This window comes from Lacibacterium aquatile (assembly GCF_042683105.1).
In the GTDB taxonomy this organism is placed as follows: Bacteria; Pseudomonadota; Alphaproteobacteria; order Elsterales; family Elsteraceae; genus Lacibacterium; species Lacibacterium aquatile.
In genome coordinates this window covers 238,548-256,803 of the sequence record NZ_JBHUIP010000009.1, presented here as the reverse complement: position 1 = coordinate 256,803, position 18,256 = coordinate 238,548, and the positions used below count along the sequence as shown (strand labels likewise).

Annotated in this window: 18 protein-coding genes; 11 read left to right on the top strand and 7 right to left on the bottom strand. The window is 61.9% G+C overall.

What is annotated here, in order from left to right:
* Window positions 1-56: 56 nt before the first annotated feature.
* Entirely contained in the window at window positions 57-908 is an 852-nt protein-coding gene (locus tag ACFSM5_RS10210; protein WP_379876245.1) for a 23S rRNA (adenine(2030)-N(6))-methyltransferase RlmJ, read from the bottom strand.
* Here ACFSM5_RS10210 and ACFSM5_RS10205 point away from each other — a divergent pair.
* The gene (locus ACFSM5_RS10205; protein ID WP_379876244.1) at window positions 907-1,590 is read left to right on the top strand and encodes a molybdopterin-dependent oxidoreductase; all 684 of its coding nucleotides are present in this window, start codon (window positions 907-909) and stop codon (window positions 1,588-1,590) included. The two genes, ACFSM5_RS10210 and ACFSM5_RS10205, sit on opposite strands and share 2 nt — an antisense overlap.
* On the opposite strand, the gene ACFSM5_RS10200 is transcribed toward ACFSM5_RS10205, so the two are convergent.
* Complete coding sequence (locus tag ACFSM5_RS10200) at window positions 1,587-2,054, bottom strand: hypothetical protein (protein ID WP_379876243.1); 468 nt, start codon at window positions 2,052-2,054, stop codon at window positions 1,587-1,589. The genes ACFSM5_RS10205 and ACFSM5_RS10200 overlap by 4 nt on opposite strands.
* Before the next feature lie 86 nt (window positions 2,055-2,140).
* Window positions 2,141-2,572 (bottom strand): VOC family protein, encoded by a 432-nt coding sequence (locus ACFSM5_RS10195; protein WP_379876242.1) that lies wholly within the window; start codon window positions 2,570-2,572, stop codon window positions 2,141-2,143.
* 99 nt (window positions 2,573-2,671) lie between these two features.
* Between ACFSM5_RS10195 and ACFSM5_RS10190 the strand changes: the two genes are divergently transcribed.
* The 3 genes from ACFSM5_RS10190 to ACFSM5_RS10180 all read left to right on the top strand — a co-directional run bounded on the left by ACFSM5_RS10190 (window position 2,672) and on the right by ACFSM5_RS10180 (window position 6,826).
* Window positions 2,672-3,571, top strand: coding sequence for a LysR substrate-binding domain-containing protein (locus tag ACFSM5_RS10190; protein ID WP_379876241.1), 900 nt, complete (start codon window positions 2,672-2,674; stop codon window positions 3,569-3,571).
* Between the two features lie 80 nt (window positions 3,572-3,651).
* Window positions 3,652-6,219 carry a methyl-accepting chemotaxis protein gene (locus ACFSM5_RS10185; protein WP_379876240.1) on the top strand — a complete coding sequence of 856 codons (2,568 nt, stop codon included), beginning with the start codon at window positions 3,652-3,654 and terminating at the stop codon, window positions 6,217-6,219.
* Window positions 6,220-6,406: 187 nt separating this feature from the next.
* A complete protein-coding gene (locus ACFSM5_RS10180; protein ID WP_379876238.1) occupies window positions 6,407-6,826 on the top strand; it encodes a GFA family protein in 420 nt (139 codons plus the stop codon).
* Here ACFSM5_RS10180 and ACFSM5_RS10175 read toward each other — a convergent pair.
* Window positions 6,823-7,338 (bottom strand): MarR family winged helix-turn-helix transcriptional regulator, encoded by a 516-nt coding sequence (locus ACFSM5_RS10175; protein ID WP_379876237.1) that lies wholly within the window; start codon window positions 7,336-7,338, stop codon window positions 6,823-6,825. The two genes, ACFSM5_RS10180 and ACFSM5_RS10175, sit on opposite strands and share 4 nt — an antisense overlap.
* Before the next feature lie 113 nt (window positions 7,339-7,451).
* Here ACFSM5_RS10175 and hppD point away from each other — a divergent pair, with 113 nt between their 5' ends.
* Genes hppD through ACFSM5_RS10160 form a run of 3 tightly spaced genes read left to right on the top strand, consistent with a single transcriptional unit; the run spans window position 7,452 to window position 10,665 of the window.
* On the top strand, window positions 7,452-8,519 hold the full coding sequence (gene hppD, locus ACFSM5_RS10170; protein WP_379876236.1) for a 4-hydroxyphenylpyruvate dioxygenase: 1,068 nt from the start codon (window positions 7,452-7,454) through the stop codon (window positions 8,517-8,519).
* Complete coding sequence (locus ACFSM5_RS10165; RefSeq protein ID WP_379876235.1) at window positions 8,516-9,658, top strand: homogentisate 1,2-dioxygenase; 1,143 nt, start codon at window positions 8,516-8,518, stop codon at window positions 9,656-9,658. Before hppD ends, ACFSM5_RS10165 begins: the two co-directional genes overlap by 4 nt.
* Window positions 9,655-10,665, top strand: coding sequence for a fumarylacetoacetate hydrolase family protein (locus ACFSM5_RS10160; RefSeq protein ID WP_379876234.1), 1,011 nt, complete (start codon window positions 9,655-9,657; stop codon window positions 10,663-10,665). Before ACFSM5_RS10165 ends, ACFSM5_RS10160 begins: the two co-directional genes overlap by 4 nt.
* A 144-nt stretch (window positions 10,666-10,809) precedes the next feature.
* On the opposite strand, the gene ACFSM5_RS10155 is transcribed toward ACFSM5_RS10160, so the two are convergent.
* The 3 genes from ACFSM5_RS10155 to ACFSM5_RS10145 all read right to left on the bottom strand — a co-directional run bounded on the left by ACFSM5_RS10155 (window position 10,810) and on the right by ACFSM5_RS10145 (window position 14,310).
* The gene (locus ACFSM5_RS10155; RefSeq protein WP_379876233.1) at window positions 10,810-12,000 is read right to left on the bottom strand and encodes an MFS transporter; all 1,191 of its coding nucleotides are present in this window, start codon (window positions 11,998-12,000) and stop codon (window positions 10,810-10,812) included.
* A 133-nt stretch (window positions 12,001-12,133) separates the two neighbouring features.
* On the bottom strand, window positions 12,134-12,352 hold the full coding sequence (locus ACFSM5_RS10150) for a hypothetical protein (protein WP_379876231.1): 219 nt from the start codon (window positions 12,350-12,352) through the stop codon (window positions 12,134-12,136).
* Between the two features lie 83 nt (window positions 12,353-12,435).
* Window positions 12,436-14,310 carry a peptidyl-prolyl cis-trans isomerase gene (locus ACFSM5_RS10145; protein ID WP_379876230.1) on the bottom strand — a complete coding sequence of 625 codons (1,875 nt, stop codon included), beginning with the start codon at window positions 14,308-14,310 and terminating at the stop codon, window positions 12,436-12,438.
* A gap of 134 nt (window positions 14,311-14,444) precedes the next feature.
* Here ACFSM5_RS10145 and tpiA point away from each other — a divergent pair, with 134 nt between their 5' ends.
* The 4 genes from tpiA (at window position 14,445) to kdsA (ending at window position 18,251) form a co-directional block, all read left to right on the top strand.
* The gene (tpiA, locus tag ACFSM5_RS10140) at window positions 14,445-15,161 is read left to right on the top strand and encodes a triose-phosphate isomerase (RefSeq protein WP_379876229.1); all 717 of its coding nucleotides are present in this window, start codon (window positions 14,445-14,447) and stop codon (window positions 15,159-15,161) included.
* A gap of 148 nt (window positions 15,162-15,309) precedes the next feature.
* Entirely contained in the window at window positions 15,310-15,630 is a 321-nt protein-coding gene (gene secG / locus ACFSM5_RS10135; RefSeq protein ID WP_379876228.1) for a preprotein translocase subunit SecG, read from the top strand.
* A gap of 135 nt (window positions 15,631-15,765) precedes the next feature.
* Window positions 15,766-17,397, top strand: coding sequence for a CTP synthase (locus ACFSM5_RS10130; protein ID WP_379876227.1), 1,632 nt, complete (start codon window positions 15,766-15,768; stop codon window positions 17,395-17,397).
* Entirely contained in the window at window positions 17,397-18,251 is an 855-nt protein-coding gene (gene kdsA, locus ACFSM5_RS10125) for a 3-deoxy-8-phosphooctulonate synthase (RefSeq protein WP_379876225.1), read from the top strand. Before ACFSM5_RS10130 ends, kdsA begins: the two co-directional genes overlap by 1 nt.
* Window positions 18,252-18,256: the final 5 nt, after the last annotated feature.

Sequence of the window (18,256 nt, the reverse complement as noted above, 5' to 3'; positions counted from 1 at the left end):
TCGCCTAAAGGACGAGCCCGGCGGCGTTGCCGCCAAACTCGAAGGAATAGGCTCGTCTAAAGGACGAGCCCGTCTTCATCCACCAGCCAGTCGACCCGGCACAGCGCCGACGGCTGAGCCAAGACGGCTTTCAGTTCTTCGCCGAGTTCCTTCAGCGCTTCATCCAATTGCCAGGGCGGATTGATGAGGATCAGGCCCGATCCGTGGAAAGTACCATCGCGCTCCGGCCCGGTGCCGAGCAGGAAATCGGCCCGCAGCGTCTTGGGAATGCCGAGGTCGCGCAGGGCATCCAGGAACTGCTCCACCTCGCCCCGGCTTTTCACCGGATACCACAGCATGAAGATGCCGGTGGCCCAGGCGCGATAGGCATAGGCAAGCCATTCCACCAGAGTCGGAAACTCATCCGTCTTCTCAAACGGCGGGTCAACCAGGACGAGCCCGCGCCGTTCACGCGGGGGCAGGCGGTCAAGGGCACCCTGATAACCTTCTTTGGCGCGGACCTGCACGCTTTCGTCACCCGCGAAAACCTCGGCCAGGGTCTCGGCATCGGCGGGATGCAGCTCGAACAGCTCCATCCGGTCCTGGGGGCGGGCCAGGGTGCGGGTGATCCAGGGCGAGCCGGGATAATGCTGCAGCGAGCCATCCGGGTTCATGCCCGCGACGATCTCGCGATAGGGGGCAAGGCGCGGAGTGGCTTCGGCCGCCATCACCCGTTCGATCCCGGATTGATATTCCAGCGTCTTTCCCGCCTCGATCCCGGTCAGGTCATAGCGACCGATCCCGGCATGGGTATCGATGACGCAGATGCCCTTGTCCTTCTTGTGCAGGGACTGGAGCAGCAGCGTGAGAGCGGCGTGTTTGAATACGTCGGCGAAATTTCCGGCGTGATAGGCATGGCGGTAATTCATGGCGGCACCACATATCATGCTGTCGAGCCCGAGGAAAGCCGCCCTCATGAATGCCTATAACGACAGAATGTTCGAGCTGAAGACCCGCGCTGCCGAGGAGCGCAAGCTTATCGGGCGCCAGGGCGACGAGCGTGCGCCGCCGGGACAGAAGTGGGTGAAAGAGGCGCCGGTCCTGGATCTCGGCACCCGGCCCGTGGTGCGTCCCGATCTGTGGAAGCTGGTGGTGGGCGGCGAAGTGGCGCGGCCGCTGACCTTCGACTGGAAGCTGTTCCATAAGCTGCCGACGGTGGAGGTGACCGAGGATATCCATTGCGTCACCGGCTGGTCGGTCCGCAAGCAAGTCTGGCGCGGGGTGCCGGGCAGCGCCATCGTGCAGGCGGTGCGCGCCAGGACTTACGCGAAGTTTGTCATGGCGCGGTCGGAGGATGGCTACGGCACACCCATCGAGATCGGGGATTTCGACCGCGATACCGTCGTGCTGGCTACCCACTGGAACGGTGAGCCTTTAACGCGTGACCATGGGGCGCCCGTGCGGCTGGTGGTGCCGCACCTCTATTTCTGGAAAAGCGCCAAGTGGGTGAAGCAGCTCTGGTTCATGGAGACCTACGCCCATGGCACCTGGGAAGGGCGCGGCTATCACAAACGCGGCGATCCCTGGAAACAGCAGCGGTATCGGGATTAGGTGACTGACCGGCGGCGGCCTATCTCGTCAAAAGCTGCTTCGATTTCGAGAAATTGAGCGAGATCGCGATGCCTTTGTCGTATCGCGAAACCGGCATTCCTGATCGAAAAGGCCTCTACTTCCCGCAAGGTTTCCGGATAGGTGCCGAGATGACCCCAGAACAGAAAGCCGTTTCGGACCAGAGCTTCCACCTTGGCCCACTGCCTGAGATCGGACTGTTTTGGGGGTTTGAATTTTCTGGTGAGGCCGATGCTAGGGCCGCCGCAATTGGGGCACGGCAGAACGGCCCTGGTCTGGCTGGCCCGTTTGAAGCTTTTCCGGCAGCTAAAGCAGGCAAAGGGATGAAGGTAGGTATACCCCTGCGAGGCAAACTTCTGAGCCGGCGGTACCTGTTGTTCCGCCAGTTCGAGGGCTTTTCGTTTTTCCGCCGACATTTTGCGACGTTGCCAGGTTGGTATTTGCATTGCCCATCCTCCGATGGGCCTTGTATCAGTTTGCCCGCAGAAGGAGAAGCAGCCGTCAATAGAAACTATCTTCGGCTGCTTTAACCTTACTTTGCGAACAGCGACGACAGGTCCTTGAAGGCCTTGAATTCCAAGGCGTTACCGGCCGGATCATGGAAGAACATGGTCGCCTGTTCGCCAACCTGACCGCGGAAGCGGACATAAGGTTCGATCACGAACTTGGTCCCGGCGGCCTTCAGGCGTTCGGCCATTTCTTCCCAGTCCTGCAGCTCCAGCACGACGCCGAAATGCGGTACGGGGACGGCATGGCCATCGACGGCATTATGGTGCTCGTCCGATGCGGAGCCGGGTTTGCGGGGCTTCAGATGGGCGACGATCTGGTGGCCATAGAGATTGAAATCGATCCATTCATCCGAACTGCGCCCTTCCGGGCAGGCCAGGACCGTGCCGTAGAAATGGCGGGCGGCGGCAAGGTCGTCGACGGGGAAGGCGATATGGAAGGGACGAAGGCCTGGCATGAGATCCTCTCAGGAGTAAGCGGCTGGGCTATTCCCATTGAAGGCTACAAAGCGCGGATTGACAAACGAGTTCTTGGCGTTGATTCATGAGATTATCTCATGAAAAATCCTCTTCCCTCCCTCAATGCCATCCGCAGTTTTGCCAGCGCGGGCAGACATCTCAGTTTCACCGCGGCGGCGGCGGAACTGAATGTCACGCAAGGGGCCGTCAGTCGCCTTGTGCAGAGCCTTGAGCGCGAAGTGGGCGTGGCGCTTTTCACCCGGCGTGGCCGATCCATCGAGCTGACCCGGATCGGAGCCGAGTATCACCGGCGGATCAGTGCCGCGCTGCTGGAGATTGCCGCTGCCAGTGACGATGTCCGACCACGCGGGCAGGGCGCGAAACTCTCGATCAATGTGCTGCCGACCCTGGCCCTGCGCTGGCTGGTGCCCCGCCTTGCCGATTTCCAGGCCCGTCATCCGGAGGTGCACGTAGAGGTGACGGCCGGGGATGGCGCGGCGGATCTCGATACCCTGGCCTGCGATATGGCGATCCGCTTTGGCGCGCCACCATTCCCAGGGGCGGAAGCCCATCTCCTGATGGGGGAGGCGGTGGGTGTCATCTGTTCGCCGGAGTTCCTGCGCCACGCTCCCCCGATCCGAAGCGTCAAGGATCTGCCGGGGCAGCGGCTGTTGCGGCATACGACCCGGCCCGACGCTTGGAGCAACTTCCTGAAGTACCATGACATCGCGGCCCCGGATCTGTCACGCGCCCAGGGCTTCGAGCATTTTTTCATGCTGGCGGAGGCGGCGGCTGCGGGCATGGGTGTCGCCCTCATCCCGCTGTTTCTGATCGACGCCGAATTGCGGTCCGGCCGTTTGATCCAAGCCGTTCCGGACCTCTTTTCCGAAGCCGGTGGCTATTACCTGCTGCACCGGAGTGGGGCCGAACGCAACTCCAACCTGCGAATGTTCAAGGTTTGGTTAATGGAACAGGCGGAAAATTCATTCCCTTTGTGAATATGTGACGTTGACGTGTCAGGGGTTCCAAGCGACGCTAGTTCCAACGGCGGGGGCAACGCCGATTGGGGGAAACTATCATGCGTTTCGGAATTCGCGCGCAGCTTATGGTTGCGTTTGCGGCAGTCGTATCTACGACTCTGATTGCCGCGGGCGTCGGCCTTTGGTCGACCCAGTCCGTTTCTAACCAGACACATGCTGTAACGGCGCAGCAGATGCCTGCCGTCACCGGCGTGGCTCTCCTGCAATTGTCAACGGCCGATGTTGCTGCGGCGGCGGCTCGCCTAGCCCGTGTCGAAAACGAGGAAGAGCGCACAAAGGCGATTACCGTCCTCGTTGAGGCGATGGAGCGCCTTAAGACCGCGCTGGCAGCGCTGGAAGCGCGCAAGATGTTCGATACCGCCAGTTTTGCGGCTGAACTCAATGCCCTCGATATCGCCGAAAAGAAGCTGGAACAGCTGGTGCGTCAGCGTCTGGCGAAGACGGCGGAGCGCGATGCCCGTATCGCCTCGCTGAATGTGACGCGCGAAGATTTTGCCCTGGCAGTGCTCGGCCCCAGCGAATCCGCGATCCAGGTTCTGGCGCTGGCCGCTAAGGATCTCCCCCAGACGGCGGATTATGAGATTACCGGCGTTCTGGACAGTTTCGTCCAGGTGCTGATCCCCCTGCTCGAAAGTGGCCGCAACTCGGTCAAGCTGATGCAACTGGTGCAGACGGGCGCAACGGCGACGGATGTCGCGAGCGTCTATGCCGCCTGGACGGACTATGTTCCGGCGCTGCTTCAGCTCTCGCAGACCGGGCAGGTGCTGCAGCAGGGCGAGGATGTCAAGCTGAAGGCGGTTGGCCAGAAGATGAGCCAACTGGCATCGACCCTATCGGAGCCAGTGGATATCTTCGACGTGATGCGCGCCAGCGTGGATCCGGCAAAGAGTGCTGATGAGCGGGCAACCGCGCAGAAATCGGTGGCAGAGCGAGTGGCGAAGGCCCAGAAGGAATATGCCGTCGTTGATCAGTCGCTTGGGCCGGCGATCACAGGGACCCGTGCCAGCATCGTCATTCGTGGCCGCGATCTGTCCTACACCATCGAAGAAGCGATGAAGACCTTCATCGGCAAGGATATCGCTAATTACCAGCGGCTCCTGCAGCTGTCGGCCAGCACCAATTATCTGGTCAGTCTGCTGGCAGAATCGGCTTCGGCAGATTCGGGCGACCGGATTAATAACCTGGAGGCCCAGATCCAGGAAGGCACCGATGCCATCGAAAACATCGTAAAAACGATGGATATCAATACCTATGGTGCCATCGTCCTGGCGGCGCAGAAGCTGATGACTTTTGCCGAAGGGGCTGAGAGCCTGCCGTCCCTGCGACGGGAACAGCTGGACCTGATCTCCTTCTCGGCAGCGGCGGTGGCTGATACGTCGGAGCGCGCCACGCGCATGGTGGCGGCGGCGGAAGCGCTGTCAGCCTCTGCCCGCGCTCAGGCCGATGCGGCTGGTGTGGCTGTGGAGCAAGCAGCAGTCCAGGCGAAGAACCTGCTGTGGGTCATCGTGATCGGGTCGCTGATTCTGGCCGTGCTAATCGTGTGGCTTTATGTCGGTCGCCGGATCGTGGCGCGCCTGACCCTGCTGGCGGATGCGATGCGCAAGATCGCCGGTGGCGATCTGAATGTCGCAACCAATGTGTCCGGCGAGGATGAAGTGGGCGAGATGGCACAGGCGCTGGAGGTCTTCCGCTCCAACGCCTCGGAAATCGCCAATGCCCAGGCCGAAGCGCAAGCTGCGCGCGATCGTTCGATTGCCGAACGCCGTCAGGCCCGCCTGGAAATGGCCGATGGTTTCGAAGCCAGCGTCAAACAGGTGGTCGACCGGGTGACCAATGCGGTTCAGGGTCTGCGCCGGACGGCGGAAACCGTGGGGCAGTCGGCTGATGATACGATGCGCGAAGCATCGGCGGCGGCGGATAGCTCGCAGCGGGCAACCCATTCGGTGCATACGGTGGCGGCCGCAGCAGAGCAGTTGCTGTCCTCGATCCGCGAGATCGGAACCCAAGTTCAACGTTCCAGCAACGCAACGCAGAAGGCGGTCACCGACGCGCAAGATACGCAGAATACCGTTACCGAGCTCTCGCAGTCGGCCCAGCGGATCGATGAAGTCGTTAAGCTGATCAACGGTATTGCTGCTCAGACCAACCTCTTGGCGCTGAATGCCACCATCGAAGCTGCCCGTGCTGGCGATGCGGGCAAGGGCTTTGCAGTGGTGGCGGGCGAGGTGAAGAACCTCGCCAACCAGACAGCGCAGGCGACCGAAGAAATCTCCCAGCAGATCGCGGCGGTGCAATCTTCGACCGGCGCGGTGGTGGGCGCGATTTCGCAGATCGCCAAGACCGTCACCGAACTGAACGAGATCTCCTCTGTCATCGCCGCTGCCGTCGAACAGCAGGGTGCGGCGACGCAGGAAATCGCACGCTCTGTCGATGAGGCGGCAGGCAATACCGGCGATGCGCTGGGTCGTATCGATATGGTGCGTGGAGCGGCGGAGACGGCTGGCCAGTCGGCCACCGACCTCAATACCGCCGCCCGCTCAATGGCTGAAGATGCCGATGCCTTGAACCACGAAGTGGATGGCTTCCTGAAGCAGATTAGAGCTTAAGCGTCGCCTAGCCTTTTGCGACCCATGAGTCAGATCGATCAATCGTTTGCAAATGATCTATATGGCTCATGAGTCGCCCTAAAAAGGTCCCCGTCATCCTGGGGCTTGACCCGAGGATCCATCTATCCGGCTTAAGATTGGCCCCCCCTATGGATCCTCGGATCAGGTCCGAGGATGAAGCGTCACTTTGAGGAACGATGCCTTGATCCGCACCGCCTCCTGCACCTGCGGCCAACTCAGTATCGAGGTCGCCGGCGAGCCGCGCGGTGTGGGCGTATGCCACTGCTTTGCCTGTCAGAAACGGACCGGCAGCGTCTTTGCTGCCTTGGCCGGATTCGCGCCGCCCTATAAGGTGCGCGGAATGGCGAGCGAGTACGTCCGCACCGGGGATGCAGGCGCGCAGTTCCGTTTTCGCTTCTGCCCGGTCTGCGGCACCAACCTGTTCCATACCGAGGAAGGATATGAGGCGCGGGGCGTGAGCGTGGCGGCGGGCTGTTTTGCCGACCCCAATTTTCCGTCCCCCCAGGTGTCAGTCTATGGCTGTCGCCGGCATTCCTGGGTAGAGCTGCCGCCCGGAATAGCGACCCACGACAAGGACCCGGATTAGACCCCGTCGTCACCCAGGGTCGGGCCACCGCCGAGTTCGGCTTCCATCTTGGCAACGGCATCGGTCAGCGCGGTGCTCAAGGCATCAAAGGCTTTGCGGGTCGCGCTATTGACGCCGCCCAGTAGGCGCGCTTCGGCCGACAGGGCCAAGGGGACGATCTGATCATAGATGTCGCGCCCCTCTTCGGTCATATCGAGGGTCAGGCGGCGGCGGTCGATGGGATCGACGTGGCGATGCACGCGCTCATGCTCGATCAGCCGTGCGATGGCCCGGCTGACACGGACCTTATCCATGGCCGTGCGGGCGGCGACGTCGGTCGCGGTCTGCTTGCCGTATTTGCCCAGCACCGCCAGCACGCGCCATTCCGGAATCGTCAGGTCGAACTTCTCCGCATAGAGGCGTGCGATGACGCCGCTCACGCGATTGGACAGCACACTGAGGCGGTAGGGCAGGAAGTGATCGAGATCGAGATGGCTGGACATACGGGTGACTTCGCTCCGGGCGGCTTGCATCTAGTTTCAAATGAAACTATTATCGCCTCATCTCCATTGTGATGAAGCGGCGCGGGCGTGCCAAGCCCAAGGATCGTTGCATCGTCAGATAACAGACGAGGATTTTTCAAGAGATGGTCGAGATCACCGATATCAACCCGATGGGGACCGACGGTTTCGAGTTCGTGGAATATGCTGCGCCCAATCCCGCCGAGATGGCGGCCTTCTTCGAACTGATGGGCTTTACGGCCGTTGCCAAGCACCGCTCGAAAGATGTCACACTCTATCGCCAGGGCGATGTGAACTTCATCCTGAATGCCGAGCCGGACAGCTTCGCCCAGGCCTTTGCCAAGATCCACGGTCCGTCAGCCTGCGCCATGGCCTTCCGGGTCAAAGATGCCGCCTATGCCGTGAAGCGCGCGGCAGAGCAGGGCGCCCGCGTGCATGAAAATCGCGTCGGCCCGATGGAACTCAACATCCCCGCCATCGAAGGCATTGGCGGCAGCCTGATCTATCTCGTCGATCGCTACGGCCCCGACCATTCGATCTATGACGTCGATTTCCAGCCGATTCCCGGCGCCGAGCGTCATCCCAAGGGCGCGGGTTTTGTCTCCATCGACCATCTGACCCACAATGTGCATCGCGGCCGCATGTCGGTCTGGGCCGACTATTACACCAAGCTCTTCAACTTCCGCGAAATCCGCTATTTCGATATTGAAGGCAAGATGACGGGCCTCTTCTCCAAGGCCATGACCAGCCCCTGCGGCAAGATCCGCATTCCGATCAACGAAAGCGCCGACGATAAGAGCCAGATCGAGGAATACCTCAAGGCTTATAACGGCGAAGGCATCCAGCATATCGCCCTCTCGTCCGACGATATCTTCGCGACGGTGGAGGCTCTGCGGGCCAAGGGTGTGAAGTTCCTGGTCACGCCGGATACCTACTATGAAATGCTGCCCGACCGCCTGCCGCACCACGGCCAGGATACGGCGCGCATGAAGAAGAACCACATTCTGGTCGATGGCGCCCCCACCAAGGACGGCGGCATCCTGCTGCAGATCTTCACCGAAACCGCCATCGGCCCGATCTTCTTCGAGATCATCCAGCGCAAGGGCGACGACGGCTTTGGCGAGGGCAACTTCAAGGCGCTGTTCGAATCGATGGAACTCGACCAGATCCGCCGCGGGGTGCTGACCGCATGAGCAGCAAAAACTGGATCTCCTTTCCCCGCTCCGAAGGTGTGTCATCCCGGCAGGCGCATTGCGACCTGCCAAACGGCACCTTCGAGCGGGAATTGGGTAAGGAGGGGTTTTTCGGCCCCGCCACCCATATGCATCACGCCCATCCGCCCACCGGCTGGATCGACTGGCAAGGGCCGCTGCGGCCCCGCGCCTTCGATTTCGGCAAAAGCCAGCACCCAGGGGATAGCCCCTGGGAGGCACCGACCATGCTCCATAACCCGCATGTCCAGATGCGCTTCTGGCGCTCGGGCGGCAAGATGGACCACCTGGTCCGCAATGGCGACGGCGACGAACTGCTGTTCATCCATGAGGGCGCGGGCGAGTTCTTCTGTGACTATGGCCATATGAGCTTCACCGACGGTGACTACATCATGCTGCCGCGCGGAACCATGTGGCGGATCGAGTCCAGCGCGCCCGTCTCGCTGCTGATGATCGAGGCGACGGGGACGTCCTATCAATTGCCTGAGAAGGGGATGCTGGGGCCGCATGCGGTTTTCGATCCCGGCGTGCTGGCGGTTCCTGCGCTCGATGAGGCCTTCAAGGATCAGCAAGGCGAGCAGGAGACTGCGGTCGTTATCAAGCGGCGCGGGCAGCTGTCGACCGTGACATATCCTTTCAATCCGCTCGACGCGGTGGGTTGGCACGGTACGCTGATGCCGGTGAAGCTCAATTGGCGAGACATCCGCCCGGTGATGAGCCATCGCTATCACCTGCCGCCGTCTGTCCATACGACGTTTGTGGCGGGGCGTTTCGTCGTCTGTACCTTCGTGCCACGTCCGTTCGAAAGCGATCCCGGTGCGCTGAAAGTGCCGTTTTTCCATTCGAACGACGATTACGACGAAGTGCTGTTCTACCATCGCGGCAATTTCTTCAGCCGCGATAATATCCACCCCGGTATGGTGACGCTGCACCCCTGCGGCTTCACCCATGGCCCGCATCCCAAGGCCCTGCAATCCGCTTTTACTAAGACCGGCGAGACGGACGAGGTGGCGGTGATGCTGGATACGCGCGACGCCCTGGAAGTGGGCGATGCCGCCGCCGCGGTGGAATGGACGGGCTACGTCGATAGCTGGAAACCAAAAAAGGAAGCGGCAGAGTGAAGCTTGCCTCGTTAAAGACCGGCGGCCGCGACGGCACGCTGGTTGTCGTCTCGCGCGACCTGTCCAAGGCAGTAGCCGTACCGAAGATCGCCAAAACCCTCCAGGCCGCCCTGGATGAGTGGGAGGTGCTGGAGGCCGAGTTGCGCGCCGTCTATCAGGCGCTGAACGAGGGCAAGGCAGTGGGCGCGGTGGCTTTCGACCCTGCGGCCTGCGCGTCGCCGCTGCCCCGGGCCTTCCAATGGTGCGACGGCTCGGCCTACGTCAACCATGTGGAACTGGTCCGCAAGGCGCGCGGTGCCGAGATGCCGGCCAGCTTCTGGACCGATCCGCTGATGTATCAGGGCGGGTCGGACAGCTTCCTCGGGCCCCGCGATCCGATCCAGATGGCCGATGAGGCCTATGGTATCGATTTCGAGGCGGAAATCGCAGTCATTACTGACGATGTGCCGATGGGCGTGTCGGTCGATGCAGCCAAGGATCGGGTGCGCCTGCTGATGTTGGTCAACGATGTCTCCCTGCGCGGTCTGATCCCGAACGAGTTGGCCAAGGGCTTCGGCTTCTTCCAGTCAAAACCGTCGAGCGCTTTTTCCCCGGTGGCGGTCACCCCGGACGAGGTTGATGGTTGGGACGGCGGCAAGCTCCATCGGCCGATGCTGGTCGATCTGAATGGACAGAGTTTCGGCAAGGCAGAGGCGGGCGTGGATATGACCTTCGACATGCCGACGCTTGTCGCCCATGCCGCCAAGACCCGGCCGCTATGCGCAGGGACGATCATCGGATCCGGCACCATCTCCAACCGCGATGCGGATGGCGGGCCGGGCAAGCCGGTCAGCGAAGGCGGCCTCGGTTATTCCTGCATCGCCGAAGTGCGAACGGTAGAAACCATCCTGCATGGTGCGCCCAAGACGCACTTCATGCGTTATGGCGATAAAGTGCGTATCGAGATGCTGGACCGTAAGGGCAGGAGCATTTTCGGCGCTATCGAGCAGATGGTGGAGCGGTATTAGAACTGAATAAACTTCGTCACCCCGGTGCTTGACACCGGGGTCTCCTCCGGGAGCTTGTCCCGGAAGTCTAGGTCGAATGGGATCCGCCATTGCAGGAGATCCCGGGATCAAGTCCCGGGATGACGCGGTCTTTTTATGCGCGGCCTAACTCGCCTGCTTCACTGGCCGCACCCCCACGATCGACACCGCGATCCCGACCACGGCCATCAGTCCGGCGAGGCTGAGGATCAGCATGCCGGTGGCGGTCGGTCCGGCGAAGATGCCGACCAGCAGGCCTGCCAGCGGCTGGGAGAGGTTGTTCAGGAAGACGACGAGGCCGGTGGTCTTGCCATAGTCCTGGGCCGGGATGATCTGCTGGCGCAGGGTGCGGATATAGATGCTGAACATCTTGTCGAAGCCGATGACCAGCAGAAAGCCAATGCCATAGATCCAGAAGCTGGGGGCAAAGCTGCTAAGGGCGGTGCCGAGGCAGATGGCGACATAGCCGATGATCCCCATCGCCGCCAGGGTGAAGGGAGCATGGGCGGTCGAAAACAGGATCAGGACGGTCAAGGCCGCGCCCGCTGCCTGCAGCAGCGCATAATGCGCGCCGCTTTCCCCATGCACGCCCGTGACCATCGCCGCCGAGGTCGCCAGAGTCACGCCCAGGCAGATGTTCACGGCAGCGGTCAGCAGGATCAGCTTCTTCAGGCCGGGTAGGGTCAGCACGTGGTGCAGCGCGGTCTTATAAGGCAGCAGCCAATGGCCCGGCGGGGCCAGCGGGTCGGGGATCACGACACCGCTGAGGCGGCGCCAGAAAGCCATGGTGGCATCGGCCAGCAGGAAGACGGCGGCGGTGGCCGCCACGACATATTCCCAGGGTGCGATTTCGATCAGCAGGGCCGCCAGCATCGGCCCCAAGACGGCACCGACCTGATCGGCGATCTGGGCGTAGGAGACGGTCTTGCGGAAGGGATGGTTCTTGAACGCCTGGGGCAGCATCGCCTCGCGGGCCAGGATGCTTTGGGTCGAGAGCGCGCCGCAGACGGCGGACAGGCCGATCAGCCAGCCGATACCGCCGAAGGCATAATAACCGGCCAGCCCCAGCACGCAGGCGAGCGCACGGAAGGTCTGGCTGATGCGCAGCATCTTGGCGGGCGAAAACCGGTCGCAGAGCGCGCCGCAGATGGGCGAGGCGCCAAAACGCGGCAAGGTTTCGATGAAAAAGGCGATACCGGACCAGGAAACGCTGCCGGTCACCTGGAAGACCACGAGCGGCACCAGGAACAACAGGATCTGGTCAGCCAGCTTGTCGAAGAAAAGCGAGAAGAAAAACGGCTGGTCTTTGATAGTCACGGGAAGTCGCCTTTGATCATTTCGGTGTCAGGTGAAACGATTCGAGGTCGCTTGTCCACGGGTTAAGTGATTGTAGTTCAAAAGAACTTGCGACATTCCAGCTACACCATGGCCGATACCGAAACTGGTATGGTCAATCGTCGCTGCTGCAGCTATCCCCGCCATTATCGGTGGTACAGTTGCTGTCGTCGCTGGTACTGGCCGGGCTGCTGCTGCGATTGTCATAGAGATGGCTGCCATCAGAATCGCCCATGGAGTCCGGGTGAGCGGTCTTGTTCGAGCGCCGTATCAGCCAGAGGACGCCAAGCCCGGCGGCGATGGCAATTCCCCAGAACAGCAGATCCTCATCCATGGGGAAGAGAGTAGCAGCGCAGGCGATAAATGAAAAACGGCCCCGCTCTTTCGAGGGGGCCGTTTTTTTGGTCGGAGCTAAGCCTAGAACAGGCTGTCCAGGCGGGCCTTGTCGATGGCGACCGGGTAACGCTGGCGCAGATACTGCTGGAAGACCAGGGCGGCGTCGCCGCCGATCCCATCGCTCAGCTCGCTGGACAGTGCTTCGCGTTCCACCTTCAGCTTGTCGGCTTCAGCGGCGTTGATCGACTTCAGGCGGACGACCGCTGCACCGTTCGGCAGATCGGCAATCTCGGAATCGCCCACCTTGGCAAGGCCGAAGAGCGCGGCCAGCACCTGGGCCGAGACGGTGGCATCGCCAGCGCCTGCACCTTCACGGGTGACGGCGGGCTTTTCCTCGATGGTCAGGCCCGCGTTTGCGGCGGCTTCGTCGAAGCTCTTCCCGGCCTTGATCTCGGCCAGCATAGCCTCTGCCTTCACGCGGGCAGCCTTGGTGGCGATATCGACACGCCAGAGGATTTCGGCATCGGCCTTCACGGCATCGAACGGCCGCACGCTGGTGGCCTCGATGGCATCGACGCGCAGGGCGGCGACGGTGCCTTCCGGCAGTTCGATCAGGCGGCTGGTTTCGCCGCTGGGGGTCTGGAAGGCGAGGTCGATGATGCGATTGCGGCCCGGCAGACCCGTCAGGATCTCGCCCGTATCGCTCAGACCACGACGATCGAAGACCGGAATTTCCTCCAGCTTCAGACCGGCAGCTGCGGCGGCATCGGGTAGGCTCGCGCCATTCGCCAGGGTCTCGTCGAGCTTGTTGGAACGCTCGTAGAGCTTGTCCATGCCGCGCTCGGTCTTGATGTCGTCCGCGATCTGGGCCTTCAGGGTTTCGAAGTTAGGCTCAACCTTGGGCTCGATCTTCAGGACCTTCACAATGGTCCATCCGAATTCAGCCTGGATGGGCGCGGAGACGGCGTTCTCGGCCAGGGCGAAGGCAGCATCGCCCAAAGCTTTGGGCAATTCGGTCTGGGTGATCGTGCCAAGTTCGGTCACCTGGGCGCCATTGTCGGTCGCGGCCTTGGCCAGATCGCCATCCTTGGCGGCTTCGGCGATTGCCTTTGCCTTGGCTTCGTCATTGACCAGCACCTGCACCACGTGGCGCTTCTCGAAGCTGGTCAGTTCGGCCTTACGAGCTTCGAAGCTGTCGATGACTTCCTGATCGGTGACCGCGATCTCTGCCTTGATCGAAGCGATTGACAGCAGCAGCAGCGAGACCTTGCGACGTTCGGCCGTGGTGAAGCGGTTCGAGTTATCGTCGTAGAATTTCTTCAGCTCTTCAGCTGTCGGAGCGGGCAGGGCGTCGGGGTTACCGGCCAGCGAGACGGCCAGTTCCGGCGTCCGGCTCTCGCCGCGATATTTCAGCAGCGGATCGACGATGGCGCCGGGGGCCTTGCCGGTGGTGGCGAGGCCGCGCGCCAAATAGGAGCGCACCATGTCCTTGCGGAATTCGTTCAGGAAGCCCTGCTCGGTATAGCCCATCTGATTGATGACGGCATTGAAGCGGGCGCGGTCGAAACCGCCGCCGGGCGCGCGGAAGGCAGGGTTGCCGGTCAGGGTGCGGCGCAGGGCTTCGTCGGAAACGGCAAGACCCAGACGCTCAACTTCCTGATCGAGGGCGATGCGCGACACGACCTGCTCGACCGCCTGATCGACAAGACCGAGGCGCTTCAACTGCTCCCGATCCAGGCCGGGCATCTGGCGACCCAGCACCTCGATCTCGCGGCCGACGATACGCTGGGCGAGGGGAGCTTCGAGCTTGGTGCTCCCGACCTCGATCACCGGACCGGCCTGCGGGCCGCGTACAAGATAATCGGTTGCGCCCCAGCCGATGAAGCTGAGCGCCAGGAGGGAGAAGAGGATCTTGGCGATCCAGGAAGCAGCACGTCCGCGAAAGGCTTGAAGCATTACTCTCGTATCCGGTTTGACGGTTTGGCCCGCACGATAGAAGGGGGGACGGCTTCAAGCAACAAGACAATCCTTGCCTGCGCGTGCTAAAGCGAATGGATGGGAGATATGGCTATAAAAAACAGGGGCGTAGCATGAAGAAACTCATCGCAGGGAACTGGAAGATGTTTGGCCATGGCGGCGAAGCCATGGGCTTTATCGAAGAAGTTCGCACCAAACTGGGCGGCGCCGCGCCGAAGGCCGATCTGCTGATCTGCCCGCCTGCGACCCTGGTTGAGCGTTTTGTGCGCTACGTCAAAGAACTCCCCATCGCGATTGGTGGACAAGATTGCCATGTGAAGCCGAATGGCGCTTTCACGGGTGATATCGCCGCCAACATGCTGTCGGAAATCGGCGCGACCTATTGCATCGTCGGCCATTCCGAACGCCGCGAGTACCATAAGGAAGACCACGCCACGGTGAAGGCCAAGGCACAGGCGGCTATTGACGCGGGCCTTATCCCGGTGATCTGCATCGGCGAGACGCTGCATGAGCGCGCGGACGGCAAGACGCTGGATGTGCTCAAGGCGGCCATCAAGGGCTCGCTGCCGGACAGCGACAAGATCGTCGTTGCCTACGAGCCTGTCTGGGCCATCGGTTCGGGCATGACCCCGTCGCGCGAAGAGATCGCCGAGGCCCACCACGCCCTGCGCCGCATGACGGTGCCGGGCGTCCGGCTGCTCTATGGCGGTTCGGTCAAGCCGCAGAACGCTAAGGAAATCCTGTCGATCCCCGATGTCGATGGGGCATTGGTGGGCGGCGCCTCCTTGAAAGCGGCCGATTTTCTAGCCATTGTAGAGGCTTGCCCGTAACACAACACGGGCTTGCGTCGTTTGGGACTAGCGGGCCGCCTCCATTCCGGTTACAACGGCGGCCCATCATATAGCGAGATTACGGACGGCATCGGCCATTGGAGCAGATCGTCGGCCGTTATCCATGTTGGGAATTAGGCGTCACGGCATGCAGACAGTTCTTCTGGTCATTCATCTCCTGCTCGCGCTTGCGCTGGTTGGCGTCATTCTGATCCAGCGCAGCGAAGGCGGCGGTCTTGGGATCGGCGGCGGCGGGGCCGGTGCAGGCTTCATGACGGCGCGCGGCGCTGCCAATGCGCTGACCCGGGCGACTGCCTGGCTGGCGGGCCTGTTCATGGTGACCAGCATTGCACTGGCGATCATCGCCTCGCGCGGTGCGGCACCCCAGGCTCAGCGTTCGATCCTCGATCAGCCGACGGCTCCGGCCAGCTCGGTCCCGGCGGCGCCCAGCGTCCCGGTCGCGAAGTAAATGACGACCCTCCCTGGAGACGCCATTGACGTCTCCAGGGGCTTCCTACCTCTAAACGAACCCTCCAAAACGAACCCTCGACAACCGGCTTCCCGGTCGTCGGGTCGTGCCTTTTTTTGCTGAACGGTTAGTCCCATGACGACGCGCTTTATCTTCATCACCGGTGGTGTGGTCTCCTCGCTCGGCAAGGGGCTCGCGGCAGCCTCGCTGGCGGCAACCCTGCAGGCGCGCGGCTTCAAGGTCCGTATGCGCAAGCTGGATCCGTATCTGAACGTCGATCCCGGCACCATGTCGCCGACCCAGCACGGCGAAGTCTTCGTGACCGACGATGGCGCGGAGACCGATCTCGATCTCGGCCATTACGAGCGTTTCACCGGGGTTTCCGCCCGCAAGTCCGATAACGTCACCTCCGGCCGCATCTATTCCGATGTGCTGGCCAAGGAGCGCCGCGGCGATTATCTGGGCGCGACCATCCAGGTCATTCCCCATGTCACGGACGCCATCAAGGATTTCGTGAAGTCGAACCTGACGGACGAGGATTTCTGCCTCGTTGAAATCGGTGGCACGGTCGGCGATATCGAAGGCCTGCCGTTCATGGAAGCGATCCGCCAGCTTGGGAACGAGCTGGGCAAGGAACGCACCATGTTCCTGCATCTGACCCTGGTGCCGTTCATCCCGTCCGCAGGCGAGCTGAAGACCAAGCCGACCCAGCATTCGGTGAAGGAACTGCTGTCCATCGGTATTCAGCCGGACATGCTGCTGGTGCGCTGCGATCGCGAGATCGACAAGGACTCGCTGCGCAAGATCGCGCTCTTCTGCAACATCAAGCCGGAACGCGTCGTCCCGGCGCTGGATGTGAAGACAATCTATTCGGTTCCGCTGGCCTATCATGCCGAAGGCATGGACCGCGAAGTCTGCCGCTATTTCAATCTGCCGGAAACCGAGCCCGATCTGTCAAAGTGGGAAAAGATCGTTCATCGCATCGAGAATCCGGAAGGCGAAGTCCGCATCGCCGTGGTCGGCAAATATACCGACCTGATGGACAGCTATAAGTCCCTGGCCGAGGCGCTGGCCCATGGCGGCATCGCCAATAACGTCAAGGTGCGCATGGAATGGGTCGACGCCCAGATCTTCGAACAGGAAGATCCGACCCCACATCTCGATGGCGTCCATGGCATCCTGGTGCCGGGTGGCTTTGGCGAGCGTGGTTCGGCGGGCAAGATCGAAGCTGTGCGTTATGCCCGCGAACACAAGATCCCCTATTTCGGTATCTGCTTCGGCATGCAGATGGCGGTCATCGAAGGTGCGCGCAATCTTGCGGGTATCAAGAACGCCAGCTCGACCGAATTCGGCCCGACCGAGGAACCCATTGTCGGCCTTATGACCGAATGGGTGCGCGGCAATCAGGTGGAGAAGCGCGATGCGGCGGGCAATCTGGGCGGCACCATGCGCCTGGGCGCCTATCCCTGCATCCTGGCCGAGGGCAGCCTGGTGCGCGAGGTCTATAACGGCGCCGCGACCATCGAGGAACGCCATCGTCACCGCTATGAAGTGAACATCAACTACCGCGACCGGATCGAGGCTGTCGGTTATCGTTTCACCGGCCTGTCGCCAGATGGCGTGCTGCCGGAAATCGTCGAGCTGCCGGGCCATCCCTGGTTCATCGGCGTGCAGTATCATCCGGAGCTGAAGTCGCGTCCGTTCGAACCGCATCCGCTGTTCACCGGCTTTGTCGGCGCGGCGATCAAACAGTCGCGGATCGTCTGATGAGCGAGCAGCGCACGGTCAAGGTTGGCGGTCTGGAGATCGCCAACGACAAGCCCTTCACCCTGATCGCCGGTCCCTGCCAGATCGAAAGCCGCGCCCATACCCAGGATATGGCGGCGGCTCTGGTCGAGATGACCCAGCGCCTGGGCATCGGCCTGATCTATAAGTCGTCCTTCGACAAGGCCAACCGCTCCTCGGTCAAGACCGCGCGCGGCATCGGCATCGGCGACGGGCTGGATATCCTGGCTGAGGTGCGCTCCAAGTTCGGCGTGCCGGCCCTGACCGACGTGCATACGGCCGAGCAATGCGCGATTGCAGCCCAGGCAGTCGATGTGCTGCAGATCCCGGCGTTCCTGTGTCGTCAGACCGATCTGCTGCTGGCAGCGGGCGAGACGGGCAAGCCGATCAATGTCAAAAAGGGCCAGTTCCTGGCGCCTTGGGACATGAAGAACGTCGTCGACAAGATCGCCTCCACCGGCAATCCCAACACGATGGTCTGCGAGCGCGGTGCCTCCTTCGGCTACAACACGCTCGTCACCGACATGCGCTCGCTCCCCATCATGGCGGAAACCGGTCAGCCGGTAGTGTTCGACGCGACCCATTCCGTGCAGCAGCCGGGCGGGCAGGGCACCACCTCGGGCGGGCAGCGGCAGTATGTGCCGGTGCTGGCGCGTGGGGCGCTGGCCATCGGTGTCGCCGCCGTCTTCATGGAAACCCACGAGAACCCGGATAAGGCGCCGAGCGACGGTCCGAACATGGTGCCGGTCGATAAACTCGAGGCGCTGCTGGCCGATATGGTCGCTTTCGACCGGCTGGCCAAAGCAAAGCCGATTGCAAGCTACGGCATCCTCTGAACAAA

What these genes read in the sequence shown, in the direction of transcription:
- ACFSM5_RS10200 (WP_379876243.1), bottom strand. Translation starts at nt 2,054, where the DNA reads ATGCAAATACCAACCTGGCAACGTCGCAAAATGTCGGCGGAAAAACGA.
- secG (WP_379876228.1), top strand. Translation starts at nt 15,310, where the DNA reads ATGCAGACAGTTCTTCTGGTCATTCATCTCCTGCTCGCGCTTGCGCTG.
- ACFSM5_RS10130 (WP_379876227.1), top strand. Translation starts at nt 15,766, where the DNA reads ATGACGACGCGCTTTATCTTCATCACCGGTGGTGTGGTCTCCTCGCTC.
- ACFSM5_RS10165 (WP_379876235.1), top strand. Translation starts at nt 8,516, where the DNA reads ATGAGCAGCAAAAACTGGATCTCCTTTCCCCGCTCCGAAGGTGTGTCA.
- ACFSM5_RS10185 (WP_379876240.1), top strand. Translation starts at nt 3,652, where the DNA reads ATGCGTTTCGGAATTCGCGCGCAGCTTATGGTTGCGTTTGCGGCAGTC.
- ACFSM5_RS10175 (WP_379876237.1), bottom strand. Translation starts at nt 7,338, where the DNA reads ATGCAAGCCGCCCGGAGCGAAGTCACCCGTATGTCCAGCCATCTCGAT.
- ACFSM5_RS10150 (WP_379876231.1), bottom strand. Translation starts at nt 12,352, where the DNA reads ATGGATGAGGATCTGCTGTTCTGGGGAATTGCCATCGCCGCCGGGCTT.
- ACFSM5_RS10205 (WP_379876244.1), top strand. Translation starts at nt 907, where the DNA reads ATGGCGGCACCACATATCATGCTGTCGAGCCCGAGGAAAGCCGCCCTC.
- ACFSM5_RS10190 (WP_379876241.1), top strand. Translation starts at nt 2,672, where the DNA reads ATGAAAAATCCTCTTCCCTCCCTCAATGCCATCCGCAGTTTTGCCAGC.
- tpiA (WP_379876229.1), top strand. Translation starts at nt 14,445, where the DNA reads ATGAAGAAACTCATCGCAGGGAACTGGAAGATGTTTGGCCATGGCGGC.
- hppD (WP_379876236.1), top strand. Translation starts at nt 7,452, where the DNA reads ATGGTCGAGATCACCGATATCAACCCGATGGGGACCGACGGTTTCGAG.
- ACFSM5_RS10195 (WP_379876242.1), bottom strand. Translation starts at nt 2,572, where the DNA reads ATGCCAGGCCTTCGTCCCTTCCATATCGCCTTCCCCGTCGACGACCTT.
- ACFSM5_RS10210 (WP_379876245.1), bottom strand. Translation starts at nt 908, where the DNA reads ATGAATTACCGCCATGCCTATCACGCCGGAAATTTCGCCGACGTATTC.
- kdsA (WP_379876225.1), top strand. Translation starts at nt 17,397, where the DNA reads ATGAGCGAGCAGCGCACGGTCAAGGTTGGCGGTCTGGAGATCGCCAAC.
- ACFSM5_RS10145 (WP_379876230.1), bottom strand. Translation starts at nt 14,310, where the DNA reads ATGCTTCAAGCCTTTCGCGGACGTGCTGCTTCCTGGATCGCCAAGATC.